At 70.7% G+C, this 14,226-nt stretch carries 12 protein-coding genes; 8 read left to right on the forward strand and 4 right to left on the reverse strand.

Annotation, left to right across the window (positions count from 1 at the left end):
• The 3 genes from D7Y13_RS26935 to D7Y13_RS26945 form a co-directional block, all read left to right on the forward strand.
• On the forward strand, positions 1-1,146 hold a 1,146-nt coding region (locus D7Y13_RS26935; RefSeq protein ID WP_147452502.1), incomplete at its 5' end, for a hybrid sensor histidine kinase/response regulator.
• A gap of 243 nt (positions 1,147-1,389) precedes the next feature.
• Positions 1,390-1,929 carry a GspE/PulE/PilB domain-containing protein gene (locus D7Y13_RS26940; RefSeq protein WP_158620466.1) on the forward strand — a complete coding sequence of 180 codons (540 nt, stop codon included), beginning with the start codon at positions 1,390-1,392 and terminating at the stop codon, positions 1,927-1,929.
• 138 nt (positions 1,930-2,067) lie between these two features.
• Positions 2,068-3,099 (forward strand): class I SAM-dependent methyltransferase, encoded by a 1,032-nt coding sequence (locus tag D7Y13_RS26945; RefSeq protein ID WP_120536623.1) that lies wholly within the window; start codon positions 2,068-2,070, stop codon positions 3,097-3,099.
• A gap of 25 nt (positions 3,100-3,124) precedes the next feature.
• On the opposite strand, the gene D7Y13_RS26950 is transcribed toward D7Y13_RS26945, so the two are convergent.
• Entirely contained in the window at positions 3,125-8,083 is a 4,959-nt protein-coding gene (locus D7Y13_RS26950) for a GAF domain-containing sensor histidine kinase (protein ID WP_120536622.1), read from the reverse strand.
• A 474-nt stretch (positions 8,084-8,557) separates the two neighbouring features.
• Here D7Y13_RS26950 and D7Y13_RS26955 point away from each other — a divergent pair, with 474 nt between their 5' ends.
• From D7Y13_RS26955 to D7Y13_RS26970, 4 genes are all read left to right on the forward strand, one after another.
• Entirely contained in the window at positions 8,558-9,538 is a 981-nt protein-coding gene (locus D7Y13_RS26955) for a fumarylacetoacetate hydrolase family protein (RefSeq protein WP_120585388.1), read from the forward strand.
• Complete coding sequence (gene maiA, locus D7Y13_RS26960) at positions 9,535-10,194, forward strand: maleylacetoacetate isomerase (protein WP_120536620.1); 660 nt, start codon at positions 9,535-9,537, stop codon at positions 10,192-10,194. Before D7Y13_RS26955 ends, maiA begins: the two co-directional genes overlap by 4 nt.
• A 35-nt stretch (positions 10,195-10,229) precedes the next feature.
• Complete coding sequence (hppD, locus tag D7Y13_RS26965) at positions 10,230-11,393, forward strand: 4-hydroxyphenylpyruvate dioxygenase (RefSeq protein ID WP_120536619.1); 1,164 nt, start codon at positions 10,230-10,232, stop codon at positions 11,391-11,393.
• A 68-nt stretch (positions 11,394-11,461) separates the two neighbouring features.
• Entirely contained in the window at positions 11,462-11,701 is a 240-nt protein-coding gene (locus tag D7Y13_RS26970) for a hypothetical protein (RefSeq protein ID WP_120585389.1), read from the forward strand.
• A gap of 4 nt (positions 11,702-11,705) precedes the next feature.
• Here D7Y13_RS26970 and D7Y13_RS26975 read toward each other — a convergent pair whose 3' ends face one another.
• From D7Y13_RS26975 to ygfZ, 3 genes are all read right to left on the reverse strand, one after another.
• The gene (locus D7Y13_RS26975) at positions 11,706-12,143 is read right to left on the reverse strand and encodes a hypothetical protein (protein WP_120536617.1); all 438 of its coding nucleotides are present in this window, start codon (positions 12,141-12,143) and stop codon (positions 11,706-11,708) included.
• Positions 12,144-12,259: 116 nt separating this feature from the next.
• A complete protein-coding gene (locus tag D7Y13_RS26980; RefSeq protein ID WP_147444473.1) occupies positions 12,260-12,709 on the reverse strand; it encodes a hypothetical protein in 450 nt (149 codons plus the stop codon).
• A 61-nt stretch (positions 12,710-12,770) separates the two neighbouring features.
• Positions 12,771-13,853 carry a CAF17-like 4Fe-4S cluster assembly/insertion protein YgfZ gene (ygfZ, locus tag D7Y13_RS26985; protein ID WP_120585390.1) on the reverse strand — a complete coding sequence of 361 codons (1,083 nt, stop codon included), beginning with the start codon at positions 13,851-13,853 and terminating at the stop codon, positions 12,771-12,773.
• A gap of 38 nt (positions 13,854-13,891) precedes the next feature.
• Between ygfZ and D7Y13_RS26990 the strand changes: the two genes are divergently transcribed.
• The gene (locus D7Y13_RS26990) at positions 13,892-14,218 is read left to right on the forward strand and encodes a cupin domain-containing protein (RefSeq protein WP_120585391.1); all 327 of its coding nucleotides are present in this window, start codon (positions 13,892-13,894) and stop codon (positions 14,216-14,218) included.
• The last annotated feature ends 8 nt before the right edge of the window (positions 14,219-14,226 follow it).

Here is a 14,226-nt window from a genome sequence, read left to right on the forward strand (position 1 = left end):
GTCCTGGCCGCGTCGGCGCCCGAGGCAGGGCCTCCCCCGGCGAGGGATGGGCGCGTCCTCGTCGTGGACGACAACGCGGACCTGCGCGCCTACCTGAAGAGCGTCCTGGAGCCCCACTTCGAGGTGGAGATGGCCGAGGACGGGCAGGCGGCGCTGGAGTCCCTGCGCCGCCGCGCGCCGGACGTGGTGGTGAGCGACGTGATGATGCCCAGGCTCGGCGGCTTCGGGCTCCTGCGGGCCATCCGGAGCGACCCCACGCTGCGCGCCACGCCGCTCATCCTGCTGTCCGCGCGCGCGGGCGAGGAGGCCTCGGTGGAGGGGCTGGAGGCGGGCGCGGATGACTACCTCGTCAAGCCCTTCAGCGGCCGCGAGCTGCTCGCGCGCGTGCAGACCCAGCTCACCATGTACCGGCTGCGAGGCGAGGCCGCGCTCCAACTGGGGCGTGAGCTGACGCTGAAGGAGGCCGTGCAGGCGCGGGATGACTTCCTCTCCGTCGCGAGCCACGAGCTGAAGACGCCGCTCACGGGCCTGAAGCTGCACCTGGAGATGCTCGAACGGATGCTGCCGGCCCCCGTGCGCGCCCAGGTCTCCGAGCGCCTGTCGAACACCCGCAAGCAGGCCCAGCGCATCGGCGCGCTGGTGGAGTCGCTGCTGGACGTGTCCCAGGTGGCGTCCGGACGGCTCCAGCTTCACCGCGAGCCCACGGAGGTGATGGCGCTGGTGGCGGACTGCCTCGCGCAGAGCCGCGAGGAGCTGGAGCGCGCGGGCTGCGCGCTCACGTTCGAGGCCCGGGGCCCGCTGCACGCGCAGGTGGATCCGGTGCGGCTGGAGCAGCTGGTGCGCAACCTGCTGTCCAACGCGGCCCGCTACGGCGCGTCGCGGCCGGTGGAGCTACAGCTGGGCGACGTCGGCACGCACCTGCGGCTCGCGGTGGTGGACCACGGCATGGGCGTGAGGCCGGAGGACCGCGAGCGCATCTTCGGGCGCTTCGAGCGGGCCGTCTCCGCCCGCCGCTTCGGGGGACTCGGGCTGGGGCTGTGGGTGGCCCGGCAGGTCGTGGAGGCCCACGGCGGCGGCATCGCCGTCACGGACACGCCCGGCGGCGGGGCCACCTTCACCGTCCTGCTGCCACGGCGCGCGGACTGAGCCGTCCGATATCGCGCGATGGCCGCTCCCGCGTGTGAAGCGGGACGGCGGTCGCGGAGGATGCCGGGAATCACACGCTTGCCGCCATGGCTGTCATTACGACCGGGCGCACACGGAAAAGCTTTCACCCGGTGAGGGAACTCCAGGTGCAAGCGTGCGGAAGGATTGCACCCTGGCTGTGGCATGGAGGGCGCAAGCACCTGCCTTCGCGCGGCGCGGATGTCGCGCGGGGGGAGTCCTCGCATGCGGAAGCTGCGGCTGGGCGAATGGCTGGTGCGTTGGGGACAGGTGACCAGCGAACAGGTTGACGCCGCCCTGGAGTACCAGAAGGGCTGGGGCTGCCCGTTGGGAGAAGCGCTGGTGGCGTTGGATCTGCTGGACGCGGACACGGTGCAGCGGGGCCTGTCGCGGCTGTTGGGGGTGCCCTTCGTGCGCGGTGAAGAGGTGCGCAAGGTTTCCCCGACGGTGGTGCGCATGGTTCCGCCCGCGGTGCTGCGCCGGCTGGCGGTGTTCCCGCTGCGCCTGTCCTTCCGTGGGGCCCGGGGTGAATTGCATGTGGCCACGCACCGGCCGCAGGACCTGGCGCTGATGGACGCGGTGGCGTTCGCCACGGGCCTCAAGGTGCACCCGGTGCTCGCGGTGCGGCAGGACATCGAGGACGCGCTCGACCGGCACGGGGTGACGGGCGGGGGCGGCATCGTCACCGGTGCCGAGCGGGCCATGAGCCTGCCCTGGCAGGAGGACACGGACACCTTCCAGATCCTCCGGGGCATCGAGAGCTAGCCCTCCTGTCCGCGCGCCAGCGGAGCGGACGCGACAGGAGGACGCAGGGCTTGTCCGGCTGGCAGCAGCTGGACCCGACGACCGTGGTGCGCGTGGGAAGTAGATGCCCTTCGCTCCCAGGTTGTCAGGATGATGCCTATGCGCCAGAACCTCTTGTCGGTCCACGGCGCGGCTCTGCCGGTCGCGCCTGAACCCAACCATCTCGTCCTGGTGAACCCCCCTTCTTTGGAGGAGGTCACTTCGGAACAGGCATTCATCGAAGCGCGGGAGTGGCTGGACGCGCTGCACGCCCGGATGATGCAGGGGCCGGACGAAACCCTGCACCACGGCATGGCGTCCCTGCACGGGGGCCTCATCGAACGGCGGCGGCAGTGGAGTCCGGAGGTGTGGAAGCGCTTCTGCCAGGAGCTGGCGCGCAAGCACCCGATGCGCCCCTTCCTGCACCAGTGCCCCTTCACCCGGCACGCCTTCGAGCGTCCGCGCGGCTACGCGGGGGACGCGGCCCTCATCGACTACCTGTACATGGACCACGCGGCGGACGAGCTGCACGCGGGCCGTGAAATCTACCGGTACATGCACGGGCAGCCCTCCGCGGTCAGCGTGCGCGAGCGCCGGGCCCTGCTCGCACGGATGATGGACGAGACGGCGGAGCTGCGGCCCGACGGGCGCATCCTGTCGGTGGCGTGCGGCCACCTGCGGGAGGCCGAGCAGTCGCGCGCGGTGGCGGAGCGCAGGCTCCAGGAGCTCATCGCGTTCGACCAGGACCCGGTGAGCCTGGCGGAAATTTCCCGCCTGCACCCGGACGGCATCGTGCGGCCGGTGTGCGGCTCCGTGCGCGCGCTGCTCGCCGGCAAGGTGACGTTCTCGGAGCTGGACTTCGTGTACTCGGCCGGCCTGTACGACTACCTGTCGGACTCCGTGGCCAGCCGCCTCACGTCGGTGTTCTTCCACATGCTGCGTCCGGGCGGCCGGCTGCTGGTGGCCAACTTCGCGGTGCATCCGCCGGAGACGGGCTACATGGAGGCCTTCATGGACTGGTGGCTCACCTACCGGGACGAGGACGGCATGCGCGGCCTGCTGGCGGAGACGCCGCTGGAGCAGGTGGCCAACGTGCGGCTGTTCCGCGACTCGCAGGACAACGTCATCTACCTGGAAGTGACGCGCCGGTAGTGTCCCTCCGCCCGCGCGCGCCCCTTCAGTGCATGGGCGCGCCGGAGCGGGGCAGGGTGACGGTGAAGGTGGAGCCCTTCTCCGGGGTGCTCGCGACGTCGATGCCGCCGCCCAGCGCCTGGACGATTTCGCGGACGATCCACAGCCCCAGCCCGAAGCCGCCGTAGTGGCGCACGGACACCGCGCGCTCGAAGCGCTCGAAGATGCGCGCCCGGTCCTCCTCCGCGATGCCGATGCCGTGGTCGCGCACCTGCAGGCGCACGCGGGTCGCGTCCCCATCCAGCGATATCTCCACGGGTTTGCCCGCGCCGTACTTCATCGCGTTGGTCAGGAGATTTCCCACCACCTGCTCCAGCCGCAGCGCGTCCCAGTGGCCCACGAGGCGGGGCTCGGTGGCGTGGAGTCTCACCTCGCACTCGGCGCGTGCCAGGGACTCGCGGCTGCGCTCCAGTTGTCCGCGCACCAGCGCCACCAGGTCCACGTCCTCGCGCTTGATGTGCAGCTGGCCCTGCGCGATGCGGGAGATGTCCAGCAGGTCGTTGACCAGCTTCCCCAACCGCTGCGTCTGGGAGTACGCGGACTCCAGCTTCGTGGACAGCTTCTCCGGGGCCATGGGCGCGCCCTTCGCCTTCGCCTGGAGCCCCTGGATGTGCAGCTGCAACGACGTGAGCGGCGTCTTCAGTTCGTGCGCGGCGATGGACAGGAAGTCGTCGCGGCGGCGCACCGCCTCCTGCTCTTCCCGGTAGAGCCGGCCCTGCTCCTCGGAGAGCGCGGCGATGCGCTCGAAGTTCTCCGCGTTCTCCAGCGCGGCGCCCGCGAGCACCGTCACGAAGGACGCCAGCCGCTCCTCGTCCTCGCCAAAGAGCGCGCCCACCTTGCGGTGGCTGGCCACGACGCACGCCACCGTCTTGCCGCGCACCTGCAATGGCGCGCACAAGAGGGAGCGCACGCCGAGCAGCTCCATGCTCTCGCTGATGCCGCCGGGCAGGCCCTGGCCCAGCACGGTGATGCGCCCCGTCTCCAGCGCGCGCGCCAGCGCGGTGCGGCTCAGGCCCTGCGTCTTCGCGTCCTCCTCCGACACCAGCGCGCGCGGGTCCACCACCGCGCAGCGCTCCGCGCGCAGCAGCTCCAGCATGGACACGCGCGCGGTCTCGAAGACGGCCTCGCGCGACAGGGCGGACGCGAGCCTTCGCCCCGACTCCAGCACGCGCGGGAAGCGGTCCACCAGCGACAGCGTGCCCACGCCGGACGTGCTGTCCGGCTCCGGGTGCATGCCGTCGTCCATGGCCTCCAGCTCGCGCGTGGCCACCTCCGTGTCGCGCGCTGACCCGGGCCAGCCCTGGGCCTCGCCCATCTCGCCCCGGGCCTTGAGCGTCAACGCGCGCTCCTGGCGCATCTCCAGCGCGTCGGCCACGCGCAGCGCTTCGCTCAGGAACTTCCGGGCCTGCTTGGGACGGCCCCGCAGCGCGGACAGCAGCCCGCGCTCGCGCAGCGCGTGGGGCAGGTTGTTGCGGTAGGTGCGCGCCACGGCGTGGGCCCGCTTCGCCACGGCCTCGGCTTCCGCGAGCAGGGCGTCCCGCCGCTTCGGGTTCAGGGGGCTGGCCTCCTGCGCGAGCTGCCGGCGCGCGGTGGCGAGCCAGGGGGTGATGGGCGCCACGTATTCCTGGCGCAGGTGCGCCTCCTCCACCACGCGCTCGGCGCGCTCCAGCACCTCCGCGGCGCGCGCCGGCTCCCCTTCGCGCAAGAGGCGCAGGGCCTCCGCCTGGAGCACGCCCGCGAAGGACTGCGGGTCGGTGGCGGTGGGCGCCGCCAGCTCCGTCTCCAGGAGCGCGGCGGGGATGCGGCCCCCGGTGGACTTGGCCCAGGCCTCCAGGCCCAGGCGCAGCGAGTACCGGTCCCCCAGCGTGAGCGCCGCCGCGTGCAGCTTCTGGCTCACCCCTGCGGCCTCCTTCAGGCGGCCCAGGCGGTAGAGCGACATGGCGATTTGAAAGGTGGCGTTGTTCACCTCCCACGGGTCGCCGGTGCGCTCCAGCAGGCGCACGGCCTCGCGGCACCGCTCGATGCACTCGCGGAAGCGCGACGAGGCATAGAGGGCCAGGCCATAGAAGTGCAGCGACTGGCCCTGGCCCCACACGTCGCCCAGTTGCTGGCGCAGGGCCAGCGACTTCTCCGCGTACGCATACGCGCGCTGGAACCAGGGCAGGGTGGTGAGCGCGGGCGAGTGCGCGGAGTACGCCTGCGCCAGCTCCGGCGTGGGCGGGTAGCGCTCCGCCAGGTTCATGTCGCGCAGGTGGGCCCACAGCACGGCGGCCCGGCCGCGCTGGTACCAGTAGCCGTACGCCAGCCGGCTGTAGAGGTTGACCGCGAGCAGGTCCTCCTCGCCGTCCTTCAGCGCCTTGCGGCCCAGCCACAGGCGCGGCGCCAGGGTGTGCGCGGCCTGGGTGATGATCTCCCACGCGGCGCTCGCGCCGGTGGTGAGCGCGTCGGGCGGCACCCAGCGGCCCAGCAGCTTCAGGCCCTGTTCCAGATAGGCATTGGCCTGCACCGTCTGGCCGCGCTTGAAGGCGAGCTCTCCCAGGTGGCCCAGCGTGCGGCCCTGCTCCAGCCGGTCGCGCGCCAGCCGCTGCGCGGCTTCCAATTGGAGCTGGGCCTCGTCGTAGCGGCCGCGCATCATCAGCGCGGTGCCCAGGCCGGACGCGATGAGGTAGCGGGTGTGGGCATCCGCGCCCGCCGCGCCCCGCTCCGCGATGCGGTAGTTGAGCTCCGCGGTGTCCAGGGCGAAGCGCTGGCGTGCCTGCTCCGCGGCCACCAGCGCGTGGGGCAGGGCCTGGGACGGCTCTCCCGCCGCGTCGAAGTGGTAGGCCAGCTCGAAGGGGTCGGTGGGCACCGACTGCGCGGCGGCGCGCGCGGCCAGCCGGTGCAACTCCCGCCGCTCCTCCGGGGACAGCAGGTCCAACAGCACCTCGCGCAGCTTGTCGTGCACGAAGGTGGAGCGCGTGCCCTCCATCCACAGCATGTGCCGGCGGCGCGGCGGCTCCAGCGCGGTGTTGACGGCCTCCACGGGCGTGCCGGACAGGGCCGCCACCGAGCGCGCGTCGAACGCCTTGCCCAGCACGGCGCCCACGCTCAAGACGTGCAGGGACTCCGGGGGCAACAGCCGCAGGCGCCGCACGAGGAAGGTGGCCGCCTGCCGCGAGGAGCGCGCGTGCGCCATCGCCTCCGGCTGCACTTCCCAGCCGTCCGGGCCGGGCATGAGCACGCCGTCCTCCACCAGGCCGTGCAACACCGCGGACGCCATGAAGGGGTTGCCCTCCGACAGCCGCGTCACCAGCTCCACCGCCTCCGGGGGCAGCACGCCGGCCATGGACTCCGCGAGCAGCGCCACCTCCGCCGCGCCGAACGCGGACAGCTTGAGGTGCGCCCCCGGCGACAGCCGCCGCAGCGCGTGCCCGGGCAGGATGTCCTCGCTGCGGAAGGACACCAGCAGGAGCAGGCGCCCGTCCGCCGCGCGCCGCCCCTGGCTCCAGGCCTCCAGCGCGCGCAGCGTGAGCGTGTCCGCCCACTGGCAGTCCTCCAGCACCACCACCGCGGGCGCGTCGGGGGTGCCCAGCGCGTTGAGCAGCGCGGTGAGGCACCAGACGCTGCGGCTCTCACTCAGCGACTCCGGCCCCAGGCCCTGCGTCTGGGGCTGCGGCATGCCGGGCGTCAGCACCTCCGTGAGGCGGGGCAGCACCGTGCACAGGCCCGCCTCCTGCCCGGAGAGCCGCTCGCGCAGCAGCACCCCCAGCGAGGGCTGCTCCCGGACCGCCCGCGCGATGCCCTCCGCCACGCCCGTGAAGAGCTGGAAGGGGCGCTGCGCGGCCTGGTCCTGCGCCTGTCCATGCAGCACCCATGCGCGCTGGCCGGTGGCGCGCGCGGAGAACTCCTCCAACAGCCGGCTCTTGCCGCCGCCGGACTCGCCCTCCACCACGACGGCGCGGGCGCCCTCGGTGCGCGCGAGCGACAGCTCTCGCTCCAGCGTGGCCAGCTCCTCGCGCCGGCCCACGAAGGACGGCTCGGTGAGGCTCTGGCGGTGGTCGTGCGCGCCGGTGACGAGCGCGGGCTCCGCTTCGCCCCGGGACAGCGCGGCCTCCAGCGCGTTCAGGTCCGCGAGCGCGGCCTCCGCGGACTGGTAGCGGTCGCGCGGGTCGGTCTGGCTGAGCCGGGCGATGAGCTCCTCCATCGCGAGCGGCACCTCCACGCCCACCATCCGCAGCCGGGGGTGCGCGGTGAGGTGCAGCCGCAGCACCTCGCCCACCGAATTGCCCTCCAGGGCGGGACGGCCCGCCAGCGCCTCGAAGAGCACCAGGCCCACCGCGTACAGGTCCGACGACGCCTCCACCGGCCGGTTGAGCAGCCCCGCCTGCTCCGGCGACAGGTAGCGCGCGGTGCCCACCGGCAAATCGCGCAGCGAAGGGTCCAGCCGCTCGCTGCGCGACAGGCCGAAGTCGGTGAGCCACGCGGCCGACAGCGGCTCGCCGCGCACCAGCATGTTGGACGGCTTCACGTCACGGTGCAGGACGCCCTCGTGGTGCGCCTCCACCAGCGCCTCCAGCAGGCGCTGGCCCAGGATGATGGCCTCGGGCACGGACAGGGGGCCGCGCAGCAGGCGCGCCTCCAGCGTCTCCCCTTCAATCCACGGCGTGACCAGGTAGAGCAGCTCGTCGAAGGTGCCCAGGTGGCGCACGGGCACGAGCGCCTGGCCGTTCAGCCGCGACAGGACCTCCGCCTCATGCTCCAGGCGGTGGCGGGCGGTGGGCACGAAGGCGGACAGGGAGGTGACCTTCACCAGCACCCACTCGCGGGTGAGCAGGTCCAGCCCCTGCCAGGTGGAGATGCCCCGGCCCGCCTTCAGGCGCTGGCGCAATTCGTAGCGATTGCCCAGCCGCTGGCCCGGGTGTGCCTCCCCAGGGGTGTCGCCGGCCTGTTGGAAGCCTCCCGCCATTCATTACCCTCGCGCGCCCCAACCTCGTCGCCCCGGTGTCGTGGACGGCCGGACGTCCCTCTTTCCACAACCTGGGTTGCCGCCCGGATCCCTGCCAGGGGGGAGCGCCACACGGGCTGCGTGCGGCGCTTGGGTCTTGAACAGTCGACACGTCCGCGCTTCCCTGCTTCATCCCCGGCGGCCCCCTGTCCGGCCGTGGAGCGGCCAGCCGGCCAGCGCCTCGCTTCGGGCCCTGACGTCAAGCGCGGAAGCCGCCCCTCGTGGGTTTCCACGAGGGCAGGCGTGGGGAAGTGCCCACTTTGGCCGCCCTGTCAGCAGCGAGCGTGCTACCGGCCAGCAGTGTTGCTGGAGGGGAAACGGAATGCCGCGCCGCGTTCAACGGGCGTGCTTGACTCCCCTGGAGCCCCGACGGAAAAGCCGGACAGTTCGGGCGGTCCGCCTTCCTCCCCCCCAGGCCGCCCAGGGAGCCCGGAATTGAAGCTCGCGACGCTCAAGGACGGAACCCGCGATGGTCGGCTCATCGTCGTCAAGCGGGACAACTCCGCCTACGCCCTGGCCACCAACGTGGCCCTGACGCTGCAAGCGGCATTGGATGACTGGGACGCGCGCGAGCCTCAACTGCGCGCCCTGGCGCAGCAACTGGAATCCGACGCGGTGCAGAGCCGCCCCCTGGACGTGAAGGCGCTGCACGCGCCGCTGCCGCGCGCCTACGAATGGGTGGACGGCAGCGCGTACATCAACCACGTCCTCCTGGTGCGCAAGGCGCGCAACGCGGAGCCCCCCGCCACGCTGCGCACGGATCCGCTGGTGTACCAGGGCGGCTCCGGCGACTTCCTGGCGCCCACGCAGGACATCCCCCTGCGGGATGAGGCCTGGGGCCTGGATTTCGAGAGCGAGGTCTGCGTCGTGCTGGGCGACACGCCCATGGGCACGAAGGCGGAAGACGCGGGCAAGCACATCAAGCTGGTGATGATCGCCAACGACGTGTCGCTGCGAAACCTCATCCCGGAGGAGCTGGCCAAGGGCTTCGGCTTCTTCCAGAGCAAGCCCGCCACCGCGTTCGGCCCCTTCGCGCTGACGCCGGACGAGTTGGGCTCGGCGTGGCGGGAGGGCCGGGTGCACCTGCGCATGCGCAGCACGCTCAACGGCGAACTGGTGGGGGACACCGACGCGGGCCCGGAGATGCACTTCTCCTTCCTGGACCTCATCCAGCACCTGACGCGCACGCGCGCCTTCACGGCGGGCACGGTGCTGGGCAGCGGCACGGTGTCCAACGAGGACCGCGCGCGGGGCATCTCCTGCCTCGCCGAGCGCCGGATGATTGAGACCATCGACGAGGGCAAGCCGAAGACGTCCTTCATGAAGCCCGGGGACACCATCGACATCGAGATGCTGGACGCCGAGGGCCACAGCCCCTTCGGCCGCATCTCCCAGACGGTGGTGAAGGTCCCATGAAGCACGTGCGCCTCCATGGCTACTGGCGCTCGTCCGCGTCATGGCGCGTGCGCATCGCGCTGAACCTGAAGGGCATCCCCTTCGAGTACCTGGCCGTGCACCTGGTGAAGGACGGGGGCGAGCAGCACCAGCCCGCCTACCGCGCCGTCAACCCGATGGGGCGCGTGCCCACGCTGGAGTGGACGGACGACGAGGGCCAGGAGCGCCGGCTGTCGGAGTCCATGGCCATCCTGGAGTACCTGGAGGAGCGCGGGGGCTCGCCCGCCCTCCTGCCCACGGATGCGTACCTCCGGGCGCGCACGCGGATGCTGGCGGAGATGGTGAACTCCGGCATCCAGCCGTTGCAGAACACGTCGGTGGCGCTGCGCGTCAAGGACGTGTTGAAGGGTGACGAGAAGGCCTGGGGCGCGCACTGGAACGTGCACGGGCTGACGTCCCTGGAGGCAGCGGTGCAGGCGACGGCGGGGCGTTATTGTGTGGGGGATGCCGTGTCGTTCGCGGACATCCTGCTGGTGCCCCAGCTCTACGGAGCCCGTCGGTTCGGGTTGGACCTGAAGCCCTTTCCCACGCTGCTGCGCATTGAAGCGGCGTGCAACGAACTTCCCGCCTTCCAGGCGGCGCAGCCGGACCGGCAGCCCGACGCGCAGCCGGCGTAGTCCCTACATCTTTCTCATCACGAGGAGTCAGCGACATGGCCAAGCAGGAATCGCTGGGCATCAAGGCCCTGGAGAGCATCCACTGGTACGTGCATGACCTGGAGCGGAGCCGCCAGTTCTACACGAAGGGGTTGGACTTCGCGGAGGTGGCGGTGTCCGGGCCGGAGCTGGACGCGCACGGCAAGCAGAAGTCGGCGCTGTTCCAGGCGGGTGAAATCGCGCTGGTGGTGAGCCAGCCGGTGGGTGAGGGTGGCCGGGCGTGGCGCTACCTGCGCAAGCACCCGGACGGCGTGGGGACGTTGAATTTCGAAGTGGAGGACGTGGAGAAGACGTTCAAGCTGCTGGAGTCGCGCGGCGCCACGTTCATCACGGAGATCCAGCGCTTCACGGACGCCGCGGGCGGCAAGCTGGCGTTCTTCTCCATCACCACGCCGTTCGGTGACACGACGTTCCGCTTCCTGCAGCGTGACAACTACAAGTCCATCTACCCGGGCTTCCAGGTGCATGCGCAGCCCAAGGGCGGCCAGAACAAGTATGGCTTTGGCCGGGTGGACCACGTCACGTCGAACTTCCAGACGATGAAGCCCATGCTCCTGTGGATGGAGCACGTGATGGGCTTCGAGCCCTTCTGGCATATCGAGTTCCACACCGAGGACGTGGCGTCGCAGCAGAAGCGGGACCACGGCAGCGGTCTGAAGTCGGATGTCATCTGGGATCCGAAGAGCGGCGTGAAGTTCGCGAACAACGAGCCCAAGTTCCCGTTCTTCAAGTCCAGCCAGATCAACGTCTTCAACGAGGACCACCGCGGTGACGGCGTGCAGCACCTGGCCATCACGGTGAAGGACATCCTGTCGTCGGTGAAGGACATGCGGCACAACGCGGGCATCCAGTTCATGCCCACGCCGGGCTCGTATTACGACGCGCTGCCGGAGCGCATCGAGCACCTGGGCATCAAGAAGATCGACGAGGACATCAACGTCCTGCGCGACCTGGAGATCCTCATCGACGGGGACAAGGAGCGCAGCTACATGCTCCAGATCTTCATGAAGGACGCGGCGAGCCTCTACAAGCAGCAGGACGCGGGCCCGTTCTTCTACGAAATCATCCAGCGCAAGGGTGACCAGGGCTTCGGCGGCGGCAACTTCCGCGCCCTGTTCGAGAGCATCGAGCGTCAGCAGAAGGCCGAAGGGCGCATCTAGGCTCAAGGGCCGACAGGCGTGGCCAGGGACTTGGGTTCCTGGCCACACCGGGCGGCCACCCCCGTGAGATGAACCTCATCGAACCCATCATCCTCACGGGCGCGGTGCTGGGGAGCGTGGCGGGTGCGGTGTTGGGCTTCACGTCGGGAATCGGGTGGGGCGTGGGAGGCCTGCTGTTGGGCTCCGTGGTGGGCGCGCTGGCCTTCCCCCTCCTGCTTCTCGTTCTGGGACTGCTGTTCATCCTGGTGACGCAGGGGCCCCGCCAGGTGCTGAGCCTGTTTCGCGGAACCCCCGGCCCGAAACGCTAGGGCACTACCCGTCGCAGGTCACGTCGTACGCCGCGGTGCCGGTGCTGCCCGGGCTCAAGGGTGCGCAGGAGTCCATGCACTGGTAGTTCCAGCAGCCACACAGCTCGAAGTCCTCCGGCGTCTTCGCGAGCAACTTGCAGCGGTGATAGGCCCTTGCACAGAGTTCCGGGCACGGAGGAATGGCCGAGGCCTCCATCGCCTGCGCCGCGGGGGCTGCGCACGCGAGCTTGCACTCCGCGCGCTGGGAATCGCAGAGGGCCTGCGCCTCCCGCGTCCCGGCCTCGTTGATGCAGAGCTCATGGAGGAGGTCGCACCGGAACTCGCACGGCGGCGGACGCAGGGCCTGACCCGTCACGTCGGAGTCCTGGGCCTCCGGCTCCACACCACCACAGGCCGCCAACAGCCCCACCGACAGCAGCCCCAGGAGAAGGGTCATCCGCATTTGAAGTGTCCTTGGAATGATTTGCAGGTTTGTAAAGCGTTCCAAGGATAGCATTGCCCATGCCCCCAAGGACAGACGGGGGAAGGGTGAAAGTGCGAGGCGTTGAGCGTCTGGCTTTACTGCCGGGTCAGCACGGCGGTGCACTCGGGCTGCGGCGTCTGGGGATTCGTATCCACGATGTCCCGGCAGAGGAGCTTCCGCCCCGACGACTCACGGTCCGTGAAGTTGCAGCTCCGGCTGAGGTAGGGACGCGCCTCTCCCCCGTCCGAGTCGAAGCGGCTGTAGTTCAGGCCCCAGAGCTCGCGGCCCAGGTAGCTCTCCCCGGAGGAGAGGCGGCTGCTGGGCATGCGGGGATTGACGTCGGTGGGAAGGCCCAGGCCCTCGTCCATCTCCGCGTAGGCCTCGCACGAGTCCTCTTCGGAGAACACCCGCAGGGTGCCCGCAGCGGAAGGTCCGCACGTGTTCTCCGTGACCGTATAGGTGACGGAGTCGTAGTCGTGGTTGCAGACGTCGGGGTCCGAGCACGCGACGGACAGGCACCCGAGCGCCAGGACAAGACCCTTCACTCCATGCCGCATGATGGCCTCCCCCGGTGCCACGCCATGGGCGGCGCGGCCGGGGGCCATCCTATCCGGCGGTGAAGGGCAGGGCAGCCACGGTGGCGGTGCCAGGGCCTTCCGCGAGCGTCAGCTCCGTGCCCGGCTCCAGCGAATCGCGGTGCACGTAGCCCAGCGCCACACGCTGTCCCTTCACCGGCGAGCGGACCACGCTGGTCACCCAGCCCACCTTCTTCTCACCCCGGCGCAGCTCCGTGCCGGGCGCCACGTCCGCGTCCCCGTGGCCCAAGAGCAGCCCCGCGAGCTGCCGGTTCATGCGCCCGCGGAAGGTGGCCCGCGCGATGACCTCCTGCCCGATGTAGCAGCCCTTGTTGTAGGAGATGGCGTGCGTGAGGTTCGCCTCCAGCGGGATGGTGGTGTCCACCATGTCCTGCCCGTAGCGCGGCACCCCCGCCTCCACCCGCAGCAGCTCCAGCGCGTCGAAACCCAGCGGCTTCAGCCCGTGCGCCGCACCCGCCTGTGCGAGCGCTGTCCACACCGCCTCCAGCCCCACGCGCGGCACCAGCACGTCCACGCCGGACACCCCGCCCGGCAGCGCCGTCCCCAGGAGCCACACGTCCTGCCCGGCCACCACCGCCTGCCGGCTGGCCTGGGCCGGCAGCGCTTCGAAGGGGCCTGCGAGGACGGCGGCCAGCACCTGGGCCGTCCGGGGGCCGAGCAGCCGCAGCCAGCCGGACTCCGGGGTGCCGTCGTGCAGCTCCGCGTCCTCGGAGATGAGGTACTTGTCCAGGAACTCCCGCACCTTGGTGCCCAGGCCGGGCTCCACGTCCAGGATGAGGTCGCCCTCCCGCTTGAGGATGCGCGCGTCGCCCACCATGGCGCCCTTCACCGTGATGAAGGCGGCATAGGCGGCCGAGCCCACCGGGAGGTTCTTCACCTCCTGGGTGACCATGCCGTGGAGGAAGGAGGCGCGATCCTCCCCCGTTATCCGGAGGATTTCGCGGTAGGACGCATCGTGGAGTGCCACGGCGTCCCGCGCCGCGCCATACTCCGCGCCTACGTCTCCATACCCGGCCACCACTTCACGGCCGCCCACTGAAATGAAGCGGGCACCCACTTGCTCGTGAACAAAATGCAGCGACAGCGGTTCCATGCCCGTCGCTATATAGAGGCGAAGGAGCGATTGCCACGATGGATGTGAAGCAGCTTGCGGCCTTCCAGGGCTTCTCCCTGGAGAAGCTCCAGAAGCACACCGTCTTCCAGTCCGGTCGCTTCTTCCTCGACGTCTATTGTCTGGCCCCGGGCCAGTCGCAGAAGCCCCACCGGCACGCCACGTCCGACAAGGTGTATCTCGTGCTGGATGGGAGCTGCCGCTTCCGCATCGGCGATGAGGAAGCGACGCATGGCCCCGGTTCCACCCTTTTCGCCCCCGCGGGCTCCGAACACGGCGTCGTCAACGACGGCCTGGACAATGCCCGCCTCCTCGTCCTGATGACCCCGCCTCCGGAGCACGCATGAGCAAGAAG

The sequence above is a fragment of the Corallococcus praedator genome, from assembly GCF_003612125.1.
GTDB classification, from domain to species: domain Bacteria; phylum Myxococcota; class Myxococcia; order Myxococcales; family Myxococcaceae; genus Corallococcus; species Corallococcus praedator.

Bases quoted from the DNA above. Each gene is read 5' to 3' on its own strand.
- D7Y13_RS26940 (WP_158620466.1), top strand. From the start codon at position 1,390: ATGCGGAAGCTGCGGCTGGGCGAATGGCTGGTGCGTTGGGGACAGGTG.
- D7Y13_RS26945 (WP_120536623.1), top strand. From the start codon at position 2,068: ATGCGCCAGAACCTCTTGTCGGTCCACGGCGCGGCTCTGCCGGTCGCG.
- D7Y13_RS26950 (WP_120536622.1), bottom strand. From the start codon at position 8,083: ATGGCGGGAGGCTTCCAACAGGCCGGCGACACCCCTGGGGAGGCACAC.
- maiA (WP_120536620.1), top strand. From the start codon at position 9,535: ATGAAGCACGTGCGCCTCCATGGCTACTGGCGCTCGTCCGCGTCATGG.
- hppD (WP_120536619.1), top strand. From the start codon at position 10,230: ATGGCCAAGCAGGAATCGCTGGGCATCAAGGCCCTGGAGAGCATCCAC.
- D7Y13_RS26970 (WP_120585389.1), top strand. From the start codon at position 11,462: ATGAACCTCATCGAACCCATCATCCTCACGGGCGCGGTGCTGGGGAGC.
- D7Y13_RS26975 (WP_120536617.1), bottom strand. From the start codon at position 12,143: ATGCGGATGACCCTTCTCCTGGGGCTGCTGTCGGTGGGGCTGTTGGCG.
- ygfZ (WP_120585390.1), bottom strand. From the start codon at position 13,853: ATGGAACCGCTGTCGCTGCATTTTGTTCACGAGCAAGTGGGTGCCCGC.
- D7Y13_RS26990 (WP_120585391.1), top strand. From the start codon at position 13,892: ATGGATGTGAAGCAGCTTGCGGCCTTCCAGGGCTTCTCCCTGGAGAAG.